The sequence below is a fragment of the Dyadobacter sp. CY312 genome, from assembly GCF_021390535.1.
In the GTDB taxonomy this organism is placed as follows: Bacteria; Bacteroidota; Bacteroidia; order Cytophagales; family Spirosomataceae; genus Dyadobacter.
Genome location: NZ_JAJUXG010000037.1, coordinates 1 through 22,827 on the forward strand (window position 1 = coordinate 1; position 22,827 = coordinate 22,827).

A 22,827-nucleotide genomic window follows, 5' to 3' on the forward strand; every position below is an offset into this window, starting at 1 on the left:
TGTAAAAGATTTACAGGTTGGTAAGTATGTGATACGTATCAAACTAAAAGATGGAAGCGAAAGCAGCCAGATATTCGTTAAAAAGTAAATGATGTTGTCCGGGTGGGCTTTTTTGATATACTTCGGCAGTAAAGCTATAGAGTTTCTTGAAATTTCCTCCTGGACTTTACTTTTTTAATTTAATCTAGTATTATTTCTTGAAAACATCTCAGATATCATTATGAAGATTAAAAGGTAGCGACGTGGGAATAGTATGTAGCAGTGGTGTAACCCCCATTTGGTTATCGATTAAATTCTTTAATCCAAAATAAATTCGAGTACGAGTTAATTATGCTGAATTTGTTTTTAATTAAATATCAATTGTAGCGGCAGGCTTTATTCGTACATTACCGAAAGAAAGTTGAGCTTCACTGGTTTAACTAACCATATGGTACCCAAATAAGGAAAACAGATTCTTGCTTTTAAGAAAAGAGGCTTTACATGAGTAGTAATTTAGATAGCTCTAAGGCTTATAGTCTATAACCTGTCATTTTAATACTCAATGATAAAAAGTTGACTTTTTAAAATGGCTCTGCTAGTAGCCAGAGGTGCTTTTGGTTCAAATGGAACGCCCATCAATACTACAACTGTAACCGGGTTGCAAGTTGCCTTGTATGATGGGTTGGGTGACATTGTTGCGGGTACTACAACCAACGTAAATGCTGATGGAACTTACAATATTTCTTATGCAGAAACCGGTACGTTTACAGTGCGTTTGTTGAATATGCCATCAGCATATGTAAATACCGGGGAGTCGTCCGATGGCACAGGTACCGCTCCGGATGGCATAGCTGATGGCATCGTCAGCTCATATACTATTTTGAATGCAAATACGAATACAGATAAACCCAATGGCAATATTGGTATTGAGCAGTCACCAGAAACTGCAATCAGCTCTTTGGCTAACCAGCCCAACCCGGGTGGCAGCAGTGTAGTAACAATTCCCCCTGCTTCCTTCACAACGAGCACAAATGGAGATCCTAATACGGGTGACGAAGCACCGGGCGTAGTGAGTTTTATTAAAATCACGGCATTTCCTATGCTGGCCTGGTCAGGAATGAACTAGGTTTTGATCCGTCAAGTGGCGATGTCTTCGTGTTCCTGGGTAAACGGCTTAATCAAATCCGCTTGCTTCAGTGGGATAAAGACGGGTTTGCGATGTACATCAAAAAGCTTGAACAAGGCACTTTTGAGTGGCCCAAGGGACAAGAGATATCCATTACCAGCCAGCAACTCACGCTTCTTTTACAAGGAGTAATGCCGGATTCTGTCCGCCTTAGAAAACGTGGATGACAGAGCAGCTTCCGCTGGTAATTCCCAAAAGTCCTCTTGGTCAGGCCATAGCCTACACATTACCCCGCTGGGAAGGACTGAGTGCGAACGCACTGCACGGACAAATTGAAATTGATCGCGCGGCGAACCGTAATAACCTCGCAGAGAACGTAATTAGACCCCTTGCGATTGGACGAAAAGCGTTTTTGTTTGCTGGTTCCCACCAGGCAGCTGAAATGACAGCGGCTATGTATTCCTTTATGGCAACATGCAAGAAAAACGGCGTTGACGAGCAGCAGTGGCTGACAGATGTGTTTGAAAGAATACAATCCCATAAACATAAAGACCTTTATCAGTTGCTTCCCAATAACTGGATCAAATACCGGAACGGTTGATCACCTGTCACAAAGCTAAACTACACAATACGGGTTCCTCGGACGGATACAAAGTAATTCTCGGGACTTGCTTTTTTCTGTTTTCCATAATAACAATGTTATGACTTAAACGCAAAAACACGCTTCTAATTTCTGGTCGCAGATGTGTACTTTTTCCTGACGATTTGCAAGATTATCAAAGATCATAGCCGCCTACCCATGTGTAGAAGGGATGAATGCCGGTGCTAAAGTAAGCCCCTGATCAAATACTGAGGTGCATCAGGCAACTCGGGATTTGATCAGGGTTCCAAGGGGCCCGGGGATGGAATATTCCCCGGAAAAATGTGTAGGCTGCTGGCGGGCAAATCAAAGCCAGATTATCGCTACGCCTGGTACGAATTACACCATACTGTAAAAAAGTTAAATAATGTGTACAATGATGAGTTAGGTTATATTATGATCAGCATCAACTTGTAAAACCTGGATTTGATAATGGATGTGATTTCAAAGTCTGAGCAGACACAGGTGTTTACCGATATGATTTCAGGTGTAAATTCAGAAAATATGCAAAATGATGACACTTACTTTAGCTGCACTTTTGAGCTTGTTTTGGGGTGCAGCCCAAAGCAGCTTTGATAAATTCCATTCAGCCCGGTCTGTAGACACTTTACAAGCTTCACAGGTGTTTTCAGCCCATTTTTTCTGCCTGATGCCACATAAATTTCAGCCCGCATCCGGCTCTTTAAACCTTTACAGGAATTACTGTACTTTAAAGAGTGTGCTTTATGAAAATTCAATCTTACGGTTTCTGCATGGTGCGGCGGCCGGTGCTTTCCCGGGATGTGCTCGAGGATTTCCATGCCCGGACCACAGCCGGGAATGCTGAATTCGAATCAGAGCTAAGAAGGCTCTTTTCAGATCCGGCGTTGCTCGAAGGGCTTGCGCTCAGCTCGGGGCCACTGTATGAGCTTGCGAAATTGCTTGTACAAAATCAGACAATAAAGGGAAAAGACAAGCTGCTTGCCAGTTTGTACAAATTTCTGATCCGGGCATCCAGCCGCCCTACACCCTTCGGCGTTTTTGCCGGTTATTTTATTGTGCGAACTGCCGGGGTCACCCAGATACGATTCCCATCAGACAAGTCCGTAAGTATACACAATGAGCTGGATGCCAGTGCGCTCGCCGGGATCAAAACACGGATACTTCAAGATGAAAATATAGCCAGCAGGCTGCTTTTTACTGCTAACAGCTCCCTATACCGGGTAGGGCAATTCTACCGGTATATCAAATCACAAAGAGGCGAGGCGGGCCAGACCACCTTTGTTTTAACACAGACTGTGTCTGATCCTGTTTTGGAAAGGCTTCTAACCGGAGCGAAAAAAGGGATGCTTCAATCAGAGCTTGCCAGGATCGTGCAGGCAGAGGCGTATAGCGCTGCTGAAAGCAGGGCTTACGTAGCATCTCTTGTGGAAGCCCAGATTCTGGTCAGCAGCATCGAGCTCGACGTGAGTGGGGGCAAGAATTTTTTAAGCCGCCTTCTTGACACACTCAATACCATAGACACAGCCAGGGCAACAGCGGAAAAAATCATAAGCATTCAAAAACAGCTTGCCGACAGTGCTCCGCTTTCACAGGTCAATGCTTCTTTAAGCGGGCTCACTGGCCGGCATCATCCGCTGGAAAGCACGCTTCACAGCACGCTTCGATTTAATACAGACCATGCGACTGTGAGCAAAAAGGTTCTTTCGAAGCTTGGCTCTCAGCTTGGCCGGATTGGTTGTCTGGCTCAGTGTGCAAACAACGCAGAGCTCGAAGATTTCGCACGCCGGTTCTTTGCCCGTTACGGGCAGCAAAACGTACCCCTGATGACAGCGCTTGACTATGACTACGGTGTTGGCTACGCTGCATTAAGCAGCGAAACACAGTTAGTATCCCCGCTTTTAGACGGAATAGAAACAAACCAGTACGCGCAAAACAGGAGCCCGTATACACCTGATCTTGCAGAGACAGCATATGCGCTGTCGCATTCTGCCGCACAACGGCAGGTCATGCTCAGCGATCAGCAGCTGCAGCGGACCAAAGGCAACGGGTTGCCATCAAGTTTTTATGTACTGGGAAGCTTTCACGCGCAGTCTGAACAGTCATTGGACGAGGGGGATTTTCTATTCGAGCTAAAAGGACTTGCGGGTCCTTCGGCAGTGAATCTGATGAGTCGTTTTTGTGCGGATGATCCGCAGCTGACCAGATATGTAAGCAAGATAATGGAGGCGGAACAAGCCGCAGACAACGGGCTGATTTATGCCCAGATCGCCCACCTTCCAGCCGGGAAAGGTGCCAATGTCGTGCAAAGACCTGATCTGACAGATGTTGACATTACTTATCTGGCCGCGCCGGCCGGTAGAGACAAAACCAGTATCAACCCAGGCGATCTTTGGATCAGCTGCGCAGATGGAAAGAACCTGGTTCTCAGCTGCCCTTCGCTCAACAGGCAAATCATACCTGTGCTAACCAGCGCCCATCATTATGGCAATGGTCTGCCGGTCTACCGTTTTCTTTGTGATCTGGCCAACCAGTACAGCATTTCGCTAGCCTGGGACTGGGGACACTATCACAGCGCTGCATTTTTACCGCGGGTGCAGTATCAGCAGATCGTGCTCAGTAAGGCCAGCTGGCTTGTGAGTGCAAATCAGATCGGAGATTCAGCCAATAGCAAAAGGGGATGGTGGAAAGATCTGGGACATAAACTTGGCACTCCAAGGTATTTTACGGCAGGGCAGGCAGATCAGCTGCTTTTGTTTGACAGCGAAAATTCGCACTCCGTTGCCCTGTTTGAAAAGATGCTAAAAAAAGAGGGCAAGCTGCGCATCACAGAATCGCTTGAAGTGCCGGAACAGGGCCTGTTGAGTGATCACCGGCAGCATTTTGCCAATGAGTTTGTAATTCCATTTCAAAACACACAGCGAAGTAGAATTTCAGCGTCACCAAGGCTTGACCCTGGCAGCTTTACACAGGAAATAACGCAGATACAGCGGCAGTTCACGGTAGGTTCTGAGTGGCTGTATGTAAAGATTTACTGCGCCGAAAATCTTTCTGATGCTTTGATGATGACGGTACTTTTGGCTTTGCTCAGTCAGCTTGAAAGCCGGAAGGTCATTGAAAAGTGGTTCTTTATTCGCTATCAGGATCCTGACGCGCACATCAGACTGCGGTTCTGCGGTGAAAAAAGGGACTTCTGGAGTATTGTCCTGCGCCGGCTCCACAAGCGGATTGCCCCGCTGCTGATAAGCGGCATGGTTCGCAGCATTCATACCGATACTTACCAAAGGGAGACTGAACGCTATTCGCCTGAGGTGTACCAACAGATCGAATCCGTTTTTCACGCAGACAGCCGGGCTGTGGCAAGGTCGCTGAAAAAGTATGCACAGGATTCTGAGTTGCGCTGGCTCGGGGCGCTTGAGGGCACAGATCTGCTACTGGATAGTTTTGGTTTTGATCCGGGAGGCAAACTGGATTTTGCCTGTGGGATGCACGCGCAGTTCTCAGATCAAGTCGACAGTCAGGGAGCTGTACGCAGGCAAATGGATCAGAACTACCGGGCGCAAAAGGGGAAGATTATTCAGATGATGGACAGACGTACAATGCCGGCAGGCAGCCGCCTGGTAGCTGATTTTAAGGACCGGGACCATAAGATCAGACGCATGCTGGATCACCCGATTTTTGAAGACAAAGATTTGAAAAACAGGTTGTGTTCAGATCTGATCCATCTGTTTTTAAACCGCTGGTTTGATACCCGTCAGCGTGAGCATGAATTTGCTGTGTATCACTATCTGAGTAAATTTTACAGATCCGGATTAAAACAACAAGAAAAAATATTCTCTCAGGTTGTAGGAAATGGGGGTTTTGATTGATAACTTTAGTTGTCACCTCATTTTGAAACGCATTTACCTAAGCCTACCCTGCGGGAAAGATCATCGTATTTTAATTCTGACAAGGATGAAGCAATCAACTAGAAAACCACTCAGGTGCCTGATCGTGGATGATGAAATTGCGGCGCACAAAACCATTAAATTCTACATCAGCAAGGTTCCCGGACTGGAATACTCGCAAGGGTGTATGAATGCAGTCAGTGCCCTTGAAGCGATTACCACAGGTGATTTCGATATTATTTTTCTGGACGTGGATATGCCCTACATCTCCGGCGTGGAGTTTTTGAAAATTGCCGGAAATATGACAGCTTCCGTGATTATGACAACCGCTCATGCGCGCTTTGCAATTGATGGCTTTGATCACAATGTGGCCGATTTCCTGCTCAAGCCCATTTCGCTGGAAAGATTTCTCAAAGCGGTACACAAGGTGCGCAGCCTGCGTGCCACTCAAACAGGTTGGGTAAAGCAGACGCATGAGCCAAGCCTGGATAACCTGCGAGAGACGCTGCATCCGTTTCAATTGCTGCAAAAGAATACTGGCACTGGTCCCGAGACTTCTCCGGCGGGACTGGTACCTGTTTTTAAGGAAAAGATGATGTGGATACGCGTCGAAAAGAGTATTCTCCCCGTGGAATACAATGAGCTGTACATGATCAAAGGCAGTGGTAATTACGTGCAGATGTATACCAAAGGAAAGAAATATCTGGTGCGTACCTCGCTGACGCTGCTTTTGGAGCGTTTACCTGATATTTTCATTAAAACGCATAAGTCTTACATCATCAATCGTCATTTGATCCAGACGCTGCAAGGCAATGAGATCGTGATGAGCGGGGGAAAACACATTGCAAAGATTTCGAGGTATTTAAGAACAGATGTATTAAATAAACTCGGCCCGTTGTATGGATAGACACGCCCGGCACTTCCCGCTGCGCTATATTTTGCAGCCGCAGACCAGAGCGCGCCGCATCAGATACCACATTGTTTTCTGGCTTGTATTTATTTTGTTTCATCTGCTTTATTTTGTGGGCTCCAAAGAAAGGATCGGCCACAGCACAAGCTGGGTGATTTCGTATGTAATCTATTATTTAAGGTTCATTCCGGTGTACTATCTGGCGGCAGCAGTATTTAACTGCCTTAAAGAAAAGTATTACGGAACCAAGCTGATGATGCTGACCGGAATGCTGATGGTACTGATCATGCATGCTGCGAATGTGGCGGTATTTTATCTGCTTGACAAGCTCTTCGGCCTGGGCAGCTTGTCTGGGACTTTCCAACAGTTCGGAAACATGTATCTGCTCTCTGCAAGCGAGAACGGCTATGAGGACTGGCTGATGCTTCTGATTTACGACGTCACTGAGATGCAGCTTCTTTTTCTTCCGCTGGGTCTCAAAATGATTCAGTATGGTCTCAAAGAGCAGATTGAAAAAAAAGATCTTCTGGCCGAGAAGTTAAAAAGCGAACTGGCTATTCTGCGCACGCAGCCAGCGCCCCACTTTATTTTAAATACGCTGAATTCTGTTCTCGCAGAACTTCTTGATGTCAGCGAAAAGGCGTCTGAATACCTTGTGAGTCTGACAGATGTACTTCGTTTTACCCTCTACGAGACAGTAGATGAGCTCATTGATTTTGAAAGGGAATGGCAGGCATTGCTACATTTTACAGACCTGGAATCCAAACGCTTTGCTGACCGGCTGAAAGTGTCCGTCAAACAAAACGGTCAGATTCCAAAAGGGGCAAAGGTTCCCACGCTGGTTGTTTTCACACTGACTGAAAACGCTTTCAAACACGGGGTTTATCCGACGATTGAGGATTGCCGGGTAGATATCGAGCTGAGCGTAAACGCAGATCACCTGACATTTAGAATCAGTAACAGTAAACCTGCATTGTATTTCAATGCAGATCATCAACAGCGCTCGGGCATCGGTCTTGACAATATCCGTAAGCGCCTGGAACTGCGCTTTAAAAATCGATATTCTCTGCAGGTGTGCGACCATCAGCAGCTTTACAGCATCATACTGAAAATGGCTTTTGCAGAAAATCCAAGTTCATAAGCAAATCACACAGAGAAAGCTGACCAACTGGACTTAATACCTGCCGCACTAGCCGGATCAAAAGCAAAAAAAGCTGTTGTAAACATCTTTCAGGTGGCCAGTGTGATCAAAAGGAGACTTGTTACACACTGCTCACACAAACCGAAAATAGCCTTACAGTAATTTAAATGGTATTTTTTGTGCGGTGCTCATACTTAGTAAGTGGTGAAATATCTATATTTATTTCTGTAAAAACCACTGACCAGATGGCCACTTTCAACTTGGAACTTAATTCACGGGCCGGTAAGGAATGGTCTGTACGCATTACCCACAACCGTAAAAGTAAGAAAATCAAACTGGATTTCACTATCCCGGCTGAGCACTTCAACAAACAAGCAAAGTTCGGTTTCTGGATCCGGAAGGCCAACATTAAACATGTCAAATATAACAGAGATATTCAGATTGCAATTGATGAGTTACGGGCCAAGTATGAATTACTCGAACAGCAAAACGTACCGGCGCTTGCTAATATAAAAAAAGAAGCGCTCGAAGGAGCTACGTTAAAAACCTACTTCGCGAACTACCTAAAACATTTGGAAGCTGACTCTGCAATCAGTTATTACAAACAGCAGGAATCAAAACTTAACCGGTTCAAGGACTACTTCGGAGAAAATACACCGATGTCATCTATAACACCGCAGAACATTGCGGAATTCAAAAACAGCCTGTTGGTACGAAATCTGGCCGGAACAACTGTTAACAACATTATTGACAAGATATATACCGTCTTTAAAGCTGCGTTGGCTGATGACACACTTGATAAGGATCCATTTCGAGCGCACGTCCGGGCAAAGACTTTGAAGTCCAACAAAGTGAAACTAACCGATGAGCACATAGAAAAGCTGCAAAAACTATCTCTTAAAAATTGGATGCACCATACCAGGAATTACTATTTGTTTTCTTACTCTAATGCCGGCATTAGAGTAGTGGATCTCATACAGCTGAGACAAGGAAATGTTAAAGCGGGGAGGCTGGAATATGAGATGGACAAGACGGGCCACAAAAAAAGTATAAAGCTAAACAGCTCAGCACTGAGTATTTTAAAAGAATACCACGACCCGGAAGCTGATGCCAATAATTACCTATTTCCAATTCTGGAAAATGATGCGGACTATGCAGCTTTTGTTACCCATGCAGAGAAGAGGAAGATGGAGAGAGCTTTACGAATCGATTTACATAATCATCTATCCGGAAAGACTTCTCAGATTAATAACAATCTGAGAGATATATCAGAGATATATCCAAGTTGCTTGAACTTGATAAAAACATCTCTTTTCACACGTCCAGATACTCATTTGCCGACAAGGCCCGAAGGGCAATGAAGAGCTCCAACAAGATTACTGTTGTTGATATCAGGAATAGCCTGGGGCATAAAAAAATTGAGACAACACAGGGCTATCTCAATTCCTTTGATAAAGAGTCACTGGATGAAGCAATGGGAGATATTTTTAGTTAGGATTATGGGACTTTGATGTTTGAGGCCCATTAGAATTTCTGTTAAAATCCTCTGCTGTCAAACGCTAACCTACCAACATATCGCTCGGTAGGTTAGGGGTTATGTATTTCCCAGATGTATCCAGTCCAATCGATTTCCCTTCGATAGTTTTGATTTCTTCCTGAGAGAATCATTTCTTCAATAACTTTCCACATTTGTATCTATTGAATAGGAAAACTTGTGCCGATTAATCTTCAATGACTTGCACATTAGGATCTTTGTTCAATTCCACAAGTGGGATAATAGCGTTATGTAATTTCGTCCCTTTTAACTGAAAAAAAAGCATTCCACGAGCCATTGATATTGAAACATTGCTTACGTTATCAAGGATGTCTTTGGGAACAGTTACCTTTTTGTTATCAGTGAATCCAACTACCTGGCACAAGCCCACAATACTGTATATGACTGCTACCTCAAAAATAACCAAATGTAAGTCCTCCTTGTGGCCTATTGAAATTGTGACAACCGAATTCAAAAACTCATTATCCTCTTCCAACGTATCGCTGACCTGATTACTTACAGTTACGTTGTAGGTTATCGCAGTGTTGCTCAAATCAAGCTTTTGCGTATCTGGGCTAAGGTGAAAAGCAATTAACTCAATTTTTACAACAGAATATTCACTTACAGCCATTTTAGTTTGGTTGATATCCCGAAATTAATTTTGTGGTAGAATACGTTTTAACCTGATCAGAACCACCCTCTGTACTCCGACTCTGCGAGCTCGCTAGAAACAGAACCTCTTGATTAACGACGTTATGTACAATCCATGAAAGCTCAACAATTGGTGTTGCTAGCGACATCAAGTCCTTAGGTGAACACTTCAGTGCTGTGGCTATGTCGCTTAGCTCATCTGTCGTAAAGACGTGTGTTCCACTTAGCCAGCAGTCTACGGTTTCAAATTCAACGCCGACCTTAGTTCCCAACTGCTCAGTGCTAAGATCGAATTTCTTCATAAGATCATCCAACCTTGCGGAAATCGTCATGTTTAGTTCAATTCTGTTACGTTTAGCGCTGGAAACGTTTCTCAGAATTCGTCTTCCAGCTGTTGACTGGTTGTTGTCAGTTGTCGTCATCATCCTCATAGTTTTTTAAATCACCTGCCAAGTCCCTATTATCATTGCAGTAGTAGATATCCTTATCTTTAATCCGCTGAACCAAATCTTTAGAAATCTGTTTCAATATACTAGCCTCTCTGGCGAGCTTTGGATCTTTCTGGTATGCTCTGATGGACTTAGGCTTGGGCCCACCACCACCAAATACCAGATTGACGTTACCATTATTTATGAAATAGAGCCTCAGCTTCTTATCAGGCGTATCGAATAATGCACAAACACCGTCATTTAATTCTCCTTCATTTTCTTTAAAATAACCACGCCTCAGGCCATTCCTTCCGATAAATTCAAGCTGAACCAATAAACTTTCGACTTCGTCCTCATATTCACCTTCATTCTCTTGAAAAAAAATTTCTAAAAGATCTAATTTTTCTCCCCGAAGCCGTACCGAGTATATACCCGTACTTTTTCCCGAAAGATAATCTATTTTTTGAATTTCGTATTCGTAGCGCAAATGTCCAATGATTATTTCCTATGATGGCAATTCGTCGTGTACAAATTTATTGAATTTTAGCCAAATATCTAAATTAGAAATTGTGATCCCACTTTAGGTTCGGCTACCTAAATCTATTGATATTTTACCGATTACATAGCGTATAAGGAGATACTGAGTGATAATTACAGTGATTTCTTAGTGATCCTACTTATAATATTATTAAAATTCCTGCTTGTTTGTAATCATAAGCTACACTTTTTCTAACAACAAATAAAGTCAGCAAGGTATATGATTTATTCTGCAAGATTAAATTCACTTATGCAGCGTTACAGCGCAGTAATATCAATCATTCACTTTTGGCTTGTACCACAAAACATCTTTAAACACCTTGGTCTTAATACCCTCACCTTCGGGTATATAATCGGCCATCGGTATGGAAACAGGAAACTCATCTGAGTTGTAAATACCTGGTTGTGGTAATTCAACATCTCCATACGGCAGAATTTCATATATTATATCACCTTCCTCCGCAACTCCTTCGCTCGCTGTAATTTTGACCGCCCGCAGTTCATCGTAGGAATTAATGAGCACTTTTACTTTTTTGATTAAATTTTCCATTGGTGAGTTTATATTTAAAAGTCGCAGTTTTTCTAAATTCCAACCTGCTTATTTTTCTTCACGATAGTGCGCAAGACTCCCAAATATCTCCTAAAAAACAACATTACTTATCCTGATAGGATATTACGCTTCGTCGACTAACCTTATGGTACCAACCAGAAATGACTCTCTAACAGAATAGATAGAATGTGCCACGTCAAACCACATGCAGCCTACGTAGCCATCGCTGACCTCGTAAACAGTCATTTCTGGACCACCTGATCTTAGTCGAACGGTATCTCCAATTTTAAATTTACTCTACTCGCTCATAATAGGGAATAATATAAATACAATAAATTAGGTGTCGCAAAACAGGCGGGTGGCTTAATTGCTAGCCACCTTACCTTCTACGTTAAAAATTGGCAATTGATAAGGTACTCGATATTTGTCCCACATCTCTCTCCGAAATGAGAATCGATCACCATCAGCAATTCCCCTCTGATCAACCAATTGATAATAAGCACATTTTTCACAATTAAAATACAATGAAATGTTTTAAATATGCAAAAATATAAACGACCTAAATTTACGGAAGAGGCACTCGGAATTAATCCCTTCTCTGTGCCTCTGGTTATTTCGCTAGTAGAGAAAGAATTTAAAAATCAATACAGGAAACAAGGGGATTTACTACTTCCTGTCACTCAAGGTGGAGTATGATGGTTATGTCAAAGTATACAGGAGTGCCGAACGACGGCTTTTGACTAACAAGCTCAGCCTTCAAGCCAAATAATGCAGGAAATTGAATTCGGACAAGACATCATTTGGCTTAATAAGAACCGCGAAGAGCTGGATATTTCTTTGAACACATATAAGGAAGCAGTCACTGAGCTGATAAAAAAATGCTTTTTAAATAAGACTACTGTTAGAGATGTGTATTGGGCCAACCCCTATCTGTTTTTTGCCGGCGATCGTATCAGGAAATTCCCCTCTTGCGTGGTTAAAAGATGATACTCTATATTCATTATTAACTAAAGGATGATTATTATTGTTACTGATACAGCATTGATAAAATATAGATGGTAGCCACTGAACCAAACATAAAGACACTTTCTAAGAGCTTCTTAACTTATTCTTTCCCTAAGAATGAGAAGAGAAAGGAAGCTGTTGTACCTAATGACCTCATCCAGCAATTGACCATCAGAGTAAATCAACTGAGTGAGGCTTTAAAATCGAAACAAGAGAGGATGGAAAAAATGATTTCTATCCTTGAACAAATTACTTGGGTTTCTAATCCCGATGCAGAAGCCATGAACCTAATTGAGGGAATAGTAAAGGATACCATAGCGTATCTGGATATTGAAGAAAGCTTTATCTCCGAGGTTAAACCGCTGGCAGCAAAGGGATATGTAAAAAAAGAGTTTAATTCCTTTATAGGGGCTTACGATGATTTAAAAGAAGCGTTGCTTGATATTAAGTCTGTATTTTACACCCTGCCAGAAGACAAAGAGTTTTATGCAGCCTTTAAAAAGCTGGAGGGATTATAATGGAGCTATTTTGTTCGTAGGATTTCCATCAGGTGTATCATAAACTCAAGAAGAACAACTCATACAGAGAAATCGAATCTTTGATAATAAGTCATTTTTCTGATAAAACTCCATTGGAGCTGTGTGAGGGAACTTTGCTGAACAATAGGAGCGAAGTAAATCCATACATCAAAAAGCGCCTCAAGGGTTCAGGCGGTTTTCGAGCCTATTACTATTTATACTTTACAGAGGGAAAGTTATTTCTTTTATATATACATCCCAAATCTGGATCAATGGGCTACCAATATTGATGATGCCTACAAGGCTCAAATAATCAAAAAGCTGCCAGAGGCCATCAAAAACAAAGAAATCTATCATCTTTCCAAAGACAAGTCAGGCAAAAAGATAATTTTCACGAAGCAGGAGTAGAACCGAGCCGGTAAGACTGCTCCGGCTCGGTTTCTTATGCCCAGGTGCCCAAATCTATAATTTATACATGGCCTGCATGTGAAGAAGGATTTCTCTATAAAATTTAGTAGATACGCCCCCGGTTGGTATCCATCCATCTACCATGTACTTATTAACTCCGTCAATTAGCCCCGGAACACTTTTGTAGGTTACTACGGTGTATTTATTATTCATTGGTTATTATGGTTTATGGTTGGTAATGATTGTGTAATGTTTGATTTGGGTACCTCCAAATTGTAAACATGAACACTGATAAAGTCAAAGACACCTGGAACGCGAAAAAGCCATTAAACCAAGACTCCTGGTCCATCCATATTTGATAAATCAGATAAGCGTTTGCGATTGGTAAAACGTGGAAAGTACAACAAAAGATTGTGTATACTGGTTTACTACTGATGTTGCAAAAACTTTGAGCATCATAACTGTTTGTTCTGATGGATGCTACAAAGTAAATGCAGGGGAGGGCCGGGAGAAAAAGTACAGTTTTAGTTCTACCATTTTGGTACCCTAACGGTTGTATGATAGTAGGGGAATCTTAATTTCTCCCGGTAGTTGGTAATTTAGTCGGGGTATGAGATTCTAGCTAAGATCGCTACTACCACCAGCACAATGAGTTTCTGATAACCATAAAATGTTTACTTCTTAACATGAGAAAAGTGCCTTGATAAAAATATATAACCTTTGTATTGTTATATATTGAACATTATAGTAGGAATATATAAAGAATATTTAAAATGGTTTAGGGATTTTCTTCATTTGATTGACTATACATGTATTACCCCCTAAATCTCATGAATAACTTTTTTACTGACGAACAGCTGGTGGATTTACTTCAAAAAGGTGACCAAAAGGCCTTTGGAGAAATTTACAACCGTTATTGGTATAAATTGTTTGGCGTAGCCTATCATCAGACCGGAACCAAGGAGGAAGCTGAGGAGCTCGTACACGATGTATTCGAAAGTCTGTGGAATAAACGGGAGCAAAATAGTATCAGACATTTGAGTTCCTATCTGGTGGTTTCGATGAAAAATCTGACAATCAACTACATCAAATCTCAGATCACCCAGCGGAAGTATCAGGAATATCTCATTTTTCATGAGATTCAACAATCCAACTCCACAGACGAAATTGTCCGCTTTGAGGATCTGGCAACGGCTGTGGAAGAAGCCATGAAGAAGCTCCCCGAAAAGACCTGTGAAGTATTCAAAATGAGCCGTTTTGAGAACCAGTCGGTGAAAGATATAGCCCGGCAGCTAAATCTATCAGAAAAAGGAGTTGAATATCACATCACACAGTCATTGAAAGTTTTAAAGGAACAATTAAAGGTTTATCATACTGACAATTAAACAGTTCTAATCTGTACCCCAATGAACCAGTACGACTTCGACCTTCTGTTACAAAAATATTTAGCAGGAGAATGTACCCCCGAGGAGGAAAAACAAATTCTGGATTGGTCGGAAAATATGCTCCAAACCAGCCAGGTGACCATCAGCAAATCAGAGAAGGACCAAATCCGCAAACGACTCTGGAAAAGGTTATCGGCATTAACCAGGCCCAATTCAGTATTCAAAAGTATCTGGATAAGGCTAAGTATGGCTGCATCTGTTCTAATCGCATTGGCTTTTGGTTCTACGGTGCTGTGGCCTTCATCCTCGTCAAGAACAATTAAAGAGTTGGCAATCACCCAACCGTTTACACTTCCTCAGGGGAATATTGAGGTGAAAAACACTTCTGATAATCCGTACAGGGTAGTTTTGGAGGATGGCTCACAAGTCACCTTACAGCCGCAAGCGAGGTTGAGTTATCCGGAACATTTCGAAGAGAAATCGCGAATTGTGCATCTTAGCGGAGAAGCTTTTTTTGATGTAACTAAAAATCCCCTGAAACCATTTTTTGTCCATACCGGAGAGCTTGTTACAAGAGTTTTAGGTACCAGTTTTAATGTAAAGTCTTACAATGACGCGAAATCGATCGAAGTTTCTGTGGTTACAGGGAGGGTTTCTGTATATGAGAATTCCAAGAAAACACAGCAAACCAGAAACGGGATCATTCTTAATCCCAACCAGAAGATTCGGTTTGACAGTGAAGTGAAAATGCTGGTGCCGGAACTGGTTGAAGAGCCTGTGGTCGTGCATCCGCCTGAAAAAAAAGCCCTGTTTGTTTTTGAGGAAACGCCTTTGCCAAAGGTTGTGTCAATGATTCAGGATGTGTATGGAATTGAGATTGTACTTGAATCTGCTGCTCTTGAGAATTGTGTGTTTACAGGGGATATCAACGAGCTGCCGCTATACTCACAACTAAAATTGATCTGTAAGAGTATCAACGCAAATTATGAATTGAGAGGTACAACACTTTTTATGAGCGGCGAAGGCTGCCGAAATTAAGTCCGCCCTGCTTCTGGCTTCTATTACGGAATCCATACCGAAGAAAAGTCGATGATGCTACCAACATCACCGACCAGATTAACCGCCAGGAACGCCAATTCCAAAGCGGACATTATGTGTTCTCATGTCTGTTATAACAACAAAAACAATTATAAACTATGCAAAAAAGTGTATCAATCAAATGGTTTCTAAATAAAGCTATGCGAATAACGATTACGCAGTTGGTACTGTCGGCGGTGTTTTGCGGCATTACGCTTGCCAGGGAATCCCGTGCGCAGGAACTGCTCAATAAAGAAATCTCCGTGCGGACTGAATCTTTGGAAATCAAGAACATTTTGTCCCAGATCGAAAAGCAGGTAAACGTTCGTTTTATTTACAGCAATAATACCATACAGGCTAGAAAAAGGGTCTCTTTTACAGCTATGAACAGCAAGCTTTCCGATGTACTTGATAAGCTATTGGTACCACTTGAGATTTCATATGAAATTGAGGGGACAAGAATTTTGCTTCAACGTAAGCTCAGCGGACCGACTGTGAAAGTTGCCCAGGTTGATAAAACAGTTTCAGGAAAGGTTACAGACGATAAGGGTGAGGGACTGCCGGGAGTAAGTATCATTGTAAAGGGTACCCAGCAGGGCACATCAACGGACGCTCAGGGTGCATATGAGCTTACCATACCTGAAGGGGCATCGGTACTTATCTTTAGTTTTGTTGGGTATGTGTCAACCGAACGAACAGTTAACGCTGAAACAGTGGTTGACATATCACTGGTAGCCGATACAAAGTCTCTTGACGAGCTTGTTGTAGTGGGATATGGTACCCAGAAACGGGCAAATGTTACTGCGGCTATTTCCTCTGTACCAATGAACGAGATCAAGGACATGCCTGTGTCGAACGTAGCAACTGCACTGCAGGGGAAAATTCCTGGTGTTGTAATTCAGCAGAACAACGGAACACCTGGCAGCACTCCGGCAATAAAAGTGCGTGGTTTTGGATCCATAAGTGCTGGAAACTCACCCTTGATCGTCGTGGACGGGAACATAGTTGGTGCCAGTGTTTTCAGTAATCTCAATACGAATGACATTGAGAGCATGGATGTACTAAAAGACGCATCTTCGACGGCGATATATGGCTCCAAGGGTTCAAACGGGGTTATTTTGATAACTACCAAAAGAGGGAAAAGTGGTAAGCCAAGTGTAAATCTGGATGTATTTTCCGGTTTTCAGCAGGTCAGTAAGAAAATGGACCTGATCAACTCTCAGCAATTTGCTGAATTTGGCAGGGACGCATCTAACAATGCCTATCTCGATAACATTAAAGGAGCAAACATATCAGACCCCAACAGCGCCAGACCAACGGATTACCTGCGTTACCGCTATCCAAGAGGTGAGGTGTTTGACTGGCTCAACTTCGATGACCCAGCCAGAATCGCTGCATTGCCTTATACTGATTATCAGGATGAGATATTTCGTACCGCAAAAATGAACAGTTACCAGCTCTCCGCTTCCGGGGGCACTGACAAGGCCCGTTACAGTGTTAGCGGCGGATATTTGCAGCAGGATGGTATTATCCGCAGGTCATCTCTGGATCGCTACACGCTGCGTGCAAATGTAGAAGTGAATGTGTTGCCGGCTGTGAAAATAGGGTTTAACCTCAACCCTACATTTAAAGTACAGCAGGAAGTGAAGGACGCAGGACACTGGGGGGATAATGCGGTTGTAAACTCTGCTCTGTCAGTAATGCCAATGATACCAATTTATGCAGCGGATGGTTCTTATAGCTCTCAGACTGCGATAGCTGCTCCCTACAATTATCCCGGGATTACAAATCCTGTGGCAAATATTACCGAATACAACAGTCAGGTACAAACGGCAAACATGCTGGCAAATACTTATGCAGAATTGAATCTGCTGAAAGATTTTACTTATAGGGTCTCTGCCAATGTAAATTTTGGAGGCTATCGCCGAAATTCATACAGAACATCGAAAATGCCGTTAAACCAGATATTGCCACCTTCGGTGTCAACGGGAAATGCATATTCTGAACAAAGTTTGAGCTGGCTATTCAATCAGACGCTGAATTACAGTAAATCGATCAATGATATACACAATTTCGATGTGCTGATCGGTATGGAATCTACCAAATTTCAGTATCAGGATAGCAATGGAAGTGGAAGTTCTTATCCAAATGATGTTGTAGAGACGCTGAATGGTAGCGCAAGTGGTACGACCACGACGGCCGTTTCATCAAGAACAGAAAATGCGTCGGCTTCTTATTTTGCCAGAGCCAACTATAATTTCAAAGGCAAGTATCTCTTAAATGTATCTGTTCGTCGCGACGGATCGTCTATCTTCGGACCTGATAATCGCTGGGGAACATTTCCTGCCGGATCTCTGGGCTGGCGTTTAAGCGAAGAAACTTTTATGAAAAGTATTTCTTCGATCTCTGAGGCGAAGCTGCGTGTAAGTTATGGTCTGTCTGGTAACAATGCATTTAACAACAATTATCCTTACGTAGCAACGCTGAGATCTGATAATTATAGTTTTAACAATACTTTGGTGAATGGTTTGGTGCCTTCCTCTCTGGCAAACACGCAACTGGGTTGGGAGCGTAGCCAGCAGCTGGATGCCGGTATTGATCTTGGCCTTTTCAACAACCGTATTTTGCTAATTGTTGATTATTACCAGCGTACGACCAAAGATCTGCTATTGTCTGTAAATGTGCCCACAGTAACCGGATTTGGAACGGCCGTCAAGAATATTGGCCGCATGGAAAACAAAGGATGGGAATTCGCAGTGAATACCAGGAATCTGACCAAGGCGGTAGTCTGGAATACAAGTCTGAATCTTTCATTTAATCGTAATAAGGTCGTAGCGCTTGGACCAACCGGGGATCCGATACGTAGTGCAAGTGGAGTGGGAGAGTCCAACATAACACAAATTGGTTCTCCGATCGGGAGCTTTTACGGGTACAAGCAGATAGGTGTTTTCAAAGATCAGGCAGACCTGGACAGCAATCCCCACGATCCTACTTCCAGACCTGGCGATATGAAGTATGAAGACGTTAACAAAGATGGCAGGATTGATGCCAATGACCGCACAATCATCGGAAACAACCAGCCTGACTTTATATTTGGAGTAACCAATACCTTCAACTACAAAGGGTTTGATTTGAATGTTGCCATTCAGGGTAGCCAGGGTGGAGAAATCCTCAACCTGAGCAGACGCTTTTTTGAGAACCTCGAAGGAAATGCAAATCAGCTTTCCACAGTTTTGAACAGATGGCGTTCACCAAGCGACCCCGGAGACGGTGTTACGCCCCGCGCCAACGCCAGAACAACAGGTAACAACAATGCTATTTCAACGCGCTGGGTAGAAGATGGTTCTTACCTGCGTATCCAGAATGTGAGCCTTGGTTACCAGCTTCCTGCTTCGCTGATCAGTAAGGCGAAGTTGCAGCAGGTCAGGGTTTATGCTTCGGCGCAGAATCTGTTCACATTCACCAAGTATCTGAATTTTAATCCTGAGGTAAGCAATTATGAAGGGCCTTTGACGGGCGGTGTCGACTACGGCGTGTATCCGCTGGCAAGAACATTCACGGTCGGTCTGAACATCGGCCTTTAAATAATCTAACTGCGACAAAGGAATAATTTCAAGTTTAAAACTTCCAGAAAATGAAAATTCTAAAAACATATATAGTTGTCTTGGCCACTGTGATGCTCAGCTCATGCAGTGACGAGTTTTTGGATTTAAAGCCAATTTCAACGGCTACCAGCGATAATTTTTACCGAACTCCGGATGATTTTAAAAATGCTTTAAACGGAGGGTATGCCGGATTGCGGTCTGGCGGCATTACTGCTAACAGTTACGTATTTGGAGAAATTACATCTGACAATACCGTTGCCGTAGCATCCGGCTCTGTTACCGATCAGGACGAATTCGACAGGTTTTACATCAAGACAACCAACCCGTTTATCTCTGCCCGCTGGAATGAAGGGTACAGTATCATCGCACGGTACAATACCATTCTGGATAAAATCGGTGGCGTGACCATGGATGAAGCGCTCAAAACCAGGTATATCGCCGAGACTAAATTTCTGCGTGCCGTGATTTATTTTACCCTCGTAAGGACCTATGGTGATGTGCCTCTGATACTGAAACCCGTTACAAATCCTGACGAAGGTTACAGTTTTGGCCGGAGTCCGCAGGCCGAGGTTTATGCCCAGATTGAAAAGGATCTTGCCGAAGCCGAGGCTGTTTTACCTGTTTCTTATCCGGCGGCAGATTTGGGACGGGCAACAAAGGGTGCAGCAAAAGCCTACCTGGGGAAGGTGTATCTGACTCAGAAGAAATTCGGAGCCGCCGCTGGTAAATTGAAAGAAGTGATTGACCTGGGTGTTTACGCATTGTTGCCTTCTTATGCGGATGTATTTCGGGTAGCTAATAAAAATAGCAAAGAAACGGTCTTCGAGGTTCAGTATAAATCCGGTGGTGCAGGATTGGGTAATCCTTGGCCTAATGCATTTGCGCCTCAGAATTCCGGTAATGCTGTAATCGCTTTTGGCGGTGACGGCAACAATCAGCCAACTGCTGATATGATCGCTGCCTACGAGCCGGGCGATCTGCGTAAAGACGCCTCTCTGGCCACATCCTACGTCAACGCAGCGGGGCAGGTGATTCCTGACAAATTCATTAAAAAGTACTACGACGTTCCGGTTGCTAAAAACGACAACGGAAACAACATTCCGCTCATACGTTACGCTGACGTGCTGCTGATGTATGCTGAGGCAGTCAATGAAGTGGGTTACCAGGCCGAAGGAGAAGCATTGAATTATCTGAATATGGTGCGCACCAGAGCTGGCCTGGCAAAAAAGACTGCTGTGGATATCCCATCACAACAGGCATTTCGCCTGGCGATGGAACATGAAAGACGGGTTGAACTTGCATTTGAGGGACACCGCTGGTTTGACCTGGTTCGTACAGATCGTGCAATTTCAGTTTTGAATAGCAAAAAGGAGCAGATCAGACTGGTGGCTGATCTGACAGCCAACAATCTTGTTTTCCCGATTCCGCAAAGTCAGATTGATATCAATAAGGATAAGATCAAACAGAACCCTGGTTATTGACTTTAAGGTTTTTTGAATTTTAGAGGATGTCTCCATTTGAAAGGGGCATCCTCTTCTTGTTTGATTACAGCCGCCCAGACTTGGGCAAGATGTGAACCTTTCCCCGGCTTTGAAACAGGATGAAACATGAGCGGGCAACACTATACCTGGACTGGTGGATACATTTCCGGTCGTCTTTACCGCTCTTTTGTTTGGTGATAACATCTCCCAAGCCACGGAATTAAAGATTTTCTCGTTCTGACAGAGATGGCTATATAGTAGTTACCGGTCACTTCACCGCATTCTCTTGGCTAACGCCTGTTTGATCGATGATCTTTGATGCCAAGTCTGCCCTGGTCATATTTTCCTTATACGTTTAAAGGGCAAATGTTCATTTCCCGGAGTATATCGTATCATTCCGTTTCAACCGATTTCGCTATTTGTTACTGAAGGCCGCGGGTGCAACGCGCGCTCTTTTTTCTTGCCTTAACGTTGTGAAAACAGGTCCCGTACAATTTCAATTTTAGTGCCGGTCAGCTTCACTTCATAACGCAGATACCAATTATTCTCCACGTTGCCGATGGCAGAAAAATCCCATCCTCGTTTGATGATTTCTTCTTTCAGCGCCCACAAATAAGTGGCTCGGGCGCTGGTCCAGCCTTTGCATCGGGCTTCGCTGTTGAGTTCAGCAATCACCTCATGATCAGAAGAACTTTGAAATCTTTCCAGGAACTGGACTTGTAACGGATTAAGCGTTGACATACAAATACGGTTTAATGGTTTGAATATTAAATGATTTGTATTCCGTAGCGAGCAGGCGATTGATACGTTTTTGTTGGCTGTGAGCCCGTATTATTGGACCACCGTGGTGACTGCACCCGGTTGGTATCGTGCGTGACGATTCGAAATACTGTTGCGAAGGTAATGGATAACGGGGGATTTTCAAAAAGTGAAAACATATCATAGGCAACGAATCATTTTGTGTTTCCCAACCAGCATGACTTAGATGACAAGGCAGTAACATGGCTGTGGGACAAGCAAGATTGTGCAAAATATGCCGGTTTATTGCCAGCAATTCTGATTATACTGCTTAACTAACTTTGCTAAAAAGTCATGCGAACTGTCAGAAGTGATGCTGGTAAAAGAACAGGCACTGCCTTGACAGAGTCACCAAAACAAAAGCATGAGTCGTAATTCTCTTTCATGGTTGTTGACAGAAAAACATGACCTGATAGCCAGGTATTTATCGGGTATGGGAGTGGGGAAGCCGGAATTATAGAATTTACAATTGATTACAGCGGATATCAAGTGCTGAGGGTTCCCGATCAAAAAAGATACGATTGATTTCAGACTAAAATATTAGCCGGATTAATGCCGCAATTTTTTACCGCATTATAAAATATTCGCCGTATTGTGTGCTGCGAATAGGATTGTTAATCGCCGCATGAGCAAGCGCCTTATACAATTTGAGACCTTAAAAGAAGATCCAGATGAACTCTGTCATATGTATTTAAGCAAACATTTCGTGGTTAAAACTCGGTTAGAATTGCCTAGTTGAACAGAACCACCCGCTAATCGAAGGTAATAAGGAGCTGTACTGAAGAATTTGAATGGCTTGACCCATGGAATCTAGTGGGCAAATCATCCGAATTCTCCCTCCTAACATCTGGTTACTGCACGATTGGGCAATTTTGTCAAACAGATCCGCATTTGAGAAAAATTCTAATCGCTCAGCTCCCAAGTGCTCCAATCTGAGGTTGGATACCAGCCATAACATGTTTTCTCACAAAAGTCCGGCTTTGTACCCCTTTCGCAACAGATATCGAACCATTTTTTAGAAGATTTAGGAAAAATAGTTAAGCTGATAGCATAAACAATTGATATCAGTTATGATTGTAGCTGGTATCTTTTAAATGTTAAAAATGATTTTTCCTTGGTCGAAAAGACATTTAACACTAGTGCAGAGGTTAGTGAATGTTAAACAATCCCTGAAAATGTTGTTTATAA

The 22,827-nt window shown here is 43.1% G+C and carries 22 protein-coding genes and 1 riboswitch; of the genes, 15 read left to right on the plus strand and 7 right to left on the minus strand.

Annotated features, from left to right (window positions below; all coding sequences use genetic code 11):
• Positions 1 to 565 precede the first annotated feature (565 nt).
• The 8 genes from LZG71_RS29420 to LZG71_RS29455 all read left to right on the plus strand — a co-directional run bounded on the left by LZG71_RS29420 (position 566) and on the right by LZG71_RS29455 (position 9,157).
• On the plus strand, positions 566 to 1,105 hold the full coding sequence (locus tag LZG71_RS29420; protein ID WP_233826708.1) for a hypothetical protein: 540 nt from the start codon (positions 566 to 568) through the stop codon (positions 1,103 to 1,105).
• Between the two features lie 29 nt (positions 1,106 to 1,134).
• Positions 1,135 to 1,332: an IS66 family insertion sequence element accessory protein TnpB gene (tnpB, locus tag LZG71_RS29425; RefSeq protein WP_233826710.1), complete on the plus strand. Its 198-nt coding sequence runs from the start codon at positions 1,135 to 1,137 to the stop codon at positions 1,330 to 1,332.
• Positions 1,329 to 1,706: a transposase domain-containing protein gene (locus LZG71_RS29430; RefSeq protein WP_233826712.1), complete on the plus strand. Its 378-nt coding sequence runs from the start codon at positions 1,329 to 1,331 to the stop codon at positions 1,704 to 1,706. Before tnpB ends, LZG71_RS29430 begins: the two co-directional genes overlap by 4 nt.
• A 764-nt stretch (positions 1,707 to 2,470) precedes the next feature.
• Positions 2,471 to 5,593 carry a lantibiotic dehydratase gene (locus LZG71_RS29435; RefSeq protein WP_233826714.1) on the plus strand — a complete coding sequence of 1,041 codons (3,123 nt, stop codon included), beginning with the start codon at positions 2,471 to 2,473 and terminating at the stop codon, positions 5,591 to 5,593.
• 85 nt (positions 5,594 to 5,678) lie between these two features.
• Positions 5,679 to 6,518 (plus strand): LytTR family DNA-binding domain-containing protein, encoded by an 840-nt coding sequence (locus tag LZG71_RS29440; RefSeq protein WP_233826716.1) that lies wholly within the window; start codon positions 5,679 to 5,681, stop codon positions 6,516 to 6,518.
• Positions 6,511 to 7,662, plus strand: a complete 1,152-nt coding sequence (locus tag LZG71_RS29445; protein WP_233826718.1) for a sensor histidine kinase — start codon at positions 6,511 to 6,513, stop codon at positions 7,660 to 7,662. Before LZG71_RS29440 ends, LZG71_RS29445 begins: the two co-directional genes overlap by 8 nt.
• A 245-nt stretch (positions 7,663 to 7,907) precedes the next feature.
• On the plus strand, positions 7,908 to 9,023 hold the full coding sequence (locus LZG71_RS29450; protein ID WP_233826720.1) for a phage integrase SAM-like domain-containing protein: 1,116 nt from the start codon (positions 7,908 to 7,910) through the stop codon (positions 9,021 to 9,023).
• Complete coding sequence (locus LZG71_RS29455; RefSeq protein WP_233826722.1) at positions 9,020 to 9,157, plus strand: hypothetical protein; 138 nt, start codon at positions 9,020 to 9,022, stop codon at positions 9,155 to 9,157. The genes LZG71_RS29450 and LZG71_RS29455 overlap by 4 nt, the downstream gene beginning before the upstream one ends.
• A gap of 226 nt (positions 9,158 to 9,383) precedes the next feature.
• Here LZG71_RS29455 and LZG71_RS29460 read toward each other — a convergent pair whose 3' ends face one another.
• The 5 genes from LZG71_RS29460 to LZG71_RS29480 form a co-directional block, all read right to left on the minus strand.
• Positions 9,384 to 9,827, minus strand: coding sequence for a hypothetical protein (locus LZG71_RS29460; protein ID WP_233826724.1), 444 nt, complete (start codon positions 9,825 to 9,827; stop codon positions 9,384 to 9,386).
• A 1-nt stretch (position 9,828) separates the two neighbouring features.
• On the minus strand, positions 9,829 to 10,272 hold the full coding sequence (locus LZG71_RS29465) for a helix-turn-helix domain-containing protein (RefSeq protein ID WP_233826726.1): 444 nt from the start codon (positions 10,270 to 10,272) through the stop codon (positions 9,829 to 9,831).
• A complete protein-coding gene (locus LZG71_RS29470) occupies positions 10,256 to 10,762 on the minus strand; it encodes a hypothetical protein (protein WP_233826728.1) in 507 nt (168 codons plus the stop codon). The genes LZG71_RS29465 and LZG71_RS29470 overlap by 17 nt, the downstream gene beginning before the upstream one ends.
• 324 nt (positions 10,763 to 11,086) lie before the next feature.
• Positions 11,087 to 11,362, minus strand: coding sequence for a hypothetical protein (locus LZG71_RS29475; protein WP_233826730.1), 276 nt, complete (start codon positions 11,360 to 11,362; stop codon positions 11,087 to 11,089).
• 123 nt (positions 11,363 to 11,485) lie between these two features.
• Positions 11,486 to 11,647: a DUF2158 domain-containing protein gene (locus LZG71_RS29480; protein ID WP_310587800.1), complete on the minus strand. Its 162-nt coding sequence runs from the start codon at positions 11,645 to 11,647 to the stop codon at positions 11,486 to 11,488.
• Positions 11,648 to 11,902: 255 nt separating this feature from the next.
• Between LZG71_RS29480 and LZG71_RS29485 the strand changes: the two genes are divergently transcribed.
• The 3 genes from LZG71_RS29485 to LZG71_RS29495 all read left to right on the plus strand — a co-directional run bounded on the left by LZG71_RS29485 (position 11,903) and on the right by LZG71_RS29495 (position 12,885).
• Entirely contained in the window at positions 11,903 to 12,058 is a 156-nt protein-coding gene (locus LZG71_RS29485; protein WP_233826734.1) for a hypothetical protein, read from the plus strand.
• Between the two features lie 72 nt (positions 12,059 to 12,130).
• Positions 12,131 to 12,349 (plus strand): hypothetical protein, encoded by a 219-nt coding sequence (locus LZG71_RS29490; protein ID WP_233826736.1) that lies wholly within the window; start codon positions 12,131 to 12,133, stop codon positions 12,347 to 12,349.
• A 68-nt stretch (positions 12,350 to 12,417) separates the two neighbouring features.
• On the plus strand, positions 12,418 to 12,885 hold the full coding sequence (locus tag LZG71_RS29495) for a hypothetical protein (protein WP_233826738.1): 468 nt from the start codon (positions 12,418 to 12,420) through the stop codon (positions 12,883 to 12,885).
• Between the two features lie 462 nt (positions 12,886 to 13,347).
• Here the strand turns inward: LZG71_RS29495 and LZG71_RS29500 are convergent, their stop codons facing one another.
• A complete protein-coding gene (locus LZG71_RS29500; RefSeq protein WP_233826740.1) occupies positions 13,348 to 13,506 on the minus strand; it encodes a hypothetical protein in 159 nt (52 codons plus the stop codon).
• 617 nt (positions 13,507 to 14,123) lie between these two features.
• Here LZG71_RS29500 and LZG71_RS29505 point away from each other — a divergent pair.
• The 4 genes from LZG71_RS29505 to LZG71_RS29520 all read left to right on the plus strand — a co-directional run bounded on the left by LZG71_RS29505 (position 14,124) and on the right by LZG71_RS29520 (position 20,841).
• A complete protein-coding gene (locus LZG71_RS29505; protein ID WP_233826742.1) occupies positions 14,124 to 14,678 on the plus strand; it encodes an RNA polymerase sigma factor in 555 nt (184 codons plus the stop codon).
• 21 nt (positions 14,679 to 14,699) lie between these two features.
• A complete protein-coding gene (locus tag LZG71_RS29510) occupies positions 14,700 to 15,716 on the plus strand; it encodes a FecR family protein (RefSeq protein WP_233826744.1) in 1,017 nt (338 codons plus the stop codon).
• Positions 15,717 to 15,874: 158 nt separating this feature from the next.
• Positions 15,875 to 19,339, plus strand: a complete 3,465-nt coding sequence (locus LZG71_RS29515) for a TonB-dependent receptor (RefSeq protein WP_233826746.1) — start codon at positions 15,875 to 15,877, stop codon at positions 19,337 to 19,339.
• Positions 19,340 to 19,389: 50 nt separating this feature from the next.
• Positions 19,390 to 20,841 carry a RagB/SusD family nutrient uptake outer membrane protein gene (locus LZG71_RS29520; RefSeq protein ID WP_233826748.1) on the plus strand — a complete coding sequence of 484 codons (1,452 nt, stop codon included), beginning with the start codon at positions 19,390 to 19,392 and terminating at the stop codon, positions 20,839 to 20,841.
• Between the two features lie 465 nt (positions 20,842 to 21,306).
• Here the strand turns inward: LZG71_RS29520 and LZG71_RS29525 are convergent, their stop codons facing one another.
• Positions 21,307 to 21,582, minus strand: a complete 276-nt coding sequence (locus tag LZG71_RS29525) for a hypothetical protein (protein ID WP_233826750.1) — start codon at positions 21,580 to 21,582, stop codon at positions 21,307 to 21,309.
• 59 nt (positions 21,583 to 21,641) lie between these two features.
• Positions 21,642 to 21,736: riboswitch (SAM-I-IV-variant riboswitch) on the minus strand.
• Positions 21,737 to 22,827: the final 1,091 nt, after the last annotated feature.

What these genes read in the sequence shown, in the direction of transcription:
- LZG71_RS29420 (WP_233826708.1), top strand. Translation starts at nt 566, where the DNA reads ATGGCTCTGCTAGTAGCCAGAGGTGCTTTTGGTTCAAATGGAACGCCC.
- LZG71_RS29430 (WP_233826712.1), top strand. Translation starts at nt 1,329, where the DNA reads ATGACAGAGCAGCTTCCGCTGGTAATTCCCAAAAGTCCTCTTGGTCAG.
- LZG71_RS29435 (WP_233826714.1), top strand. Translation starts at nt 2,471, where the DNA reads ATGAAAATTCAATCTTACGGTTTCTGCATGGTGCGGCGGCCGGTGCTT.
- LZG71_RS29440 (WP_233826716.1), top strand. Translation starts at nt 5,679, where the DNA reads ATGAAGCAATCAACTAGAAAACCACTCAGGTGCCTGATCGTGGATGAT.
- LZG71_RS29445 (WP_233826718.1), top strand. Translation starts at nt 6,511, where the DNA reads ATGGATAGACACGCCCGGCACTTCCCGCTGCGCTATATTTTGCAGCCG.
- LZG71_RS29450 (WP_233826720.1), top strand. Translation starts at nt 7,908, where the DNA reads ATGGCCACTTTCAACTTGGAACTTAATTCACGGGCCGGTAAGGAATGG.
- LZG71_RS29455 (WP_233826722.1), top strand. Translation starts at nt 9,020, where the DNA reads ATGAAGAGCTCCAACAAGATTACTGTTGTTGATATCAGGAATAGCCTG.
- LZG71_RS29460 (WP_233826724.1), bottom strand. Translation starts at nt 9,827, where the DNA reads ATGGCTGTAAGTGAATATTCTGTTGTAAAAATTGAGTTAATTGCTTTT.
- LZG71_RS29465 (WP_233826726.1), bottom strand. Translation starts at nt 10,272, where the DNA reads ATGATGACGACAACTGACAACAACCAGTCAACAGCTGGAAGACGAATT.
- LZG71_RS29475 (WP_233826730.1), bottom strand. Translation starts at nt 11,362, where the DNA reads ATGGAAAATTTAATCAAAAAAGTAAAAGTGCTCATTAATTCCTACGAT.
- LZG71_RS29485 (WP_233826734.1), top strand. Translation starts at nt 11,903, where the DNA reads ATGCAAAAATATAAACGACCTAAATTTACGGAAGAGGCACTCGGAATT.
- LZG71_RS29490 (WP_233826736.1), top strand. Translation starts at nt 12,131, where the DNA reads ATGCAGGAAATTGAATTCGGACAAGACATCATTTGGCTTAATAAGAAC.
- LZG71_RS29495 (WP_233826738.1), top strand. Translation starts at nt 12,418, where the DNA reads ATGGTAGCCACTGAACCAAACATAAAGACACTTTCTAAGAGCTTCTTA.
- LZG71_RS29500 (WP_233826740.1), bottom strand. Translation starts at nt 13,506, where the DNA reads ATGAATAATAAATACACCGTAGTAACCTACAAAAGTGTTCCGGGGCTA.
- LZG71_RS29505 (WP_233826742.1), top strand. Translation starts at nt 14,124, where the DNA reads ATGAATAACTTTTTTACTGACGAACAGCTGGTGGATTTACTTCAAAAA.
- LZG71_RS29510 (WP_233826744.1), top strand. Translation starts at nt 14,700, where the DNA reads ATGAACCAGTACGACTTCGACCTTCTGTTACAAAAATATTTAGCAGGA.
- LZG71_RS29515 (WP_233826746.1), top strand. Translation starts at nt 15,875, where the DNA reads ATGCAAAAAAGTGTATCAATCAAATGGTTTCTAAATAAAGCTATGCGA.
- LZG71_RS29520 (WP_233826748.1), top strand. Translation starts at nt 19,390, where the DNA reads ATGAAAATTCTAAAAACATATATAGTTGTCTTGGCCACTGTGATGCTC.
- LZG71_RS29525 (WP_233826750.1), bottom strand. Translation starts at nt 21,582, where the DNA reads ATGTCAACGCTTAATCCGTTACAAGTCCAGTTCCTGGAAAGATTTCAA.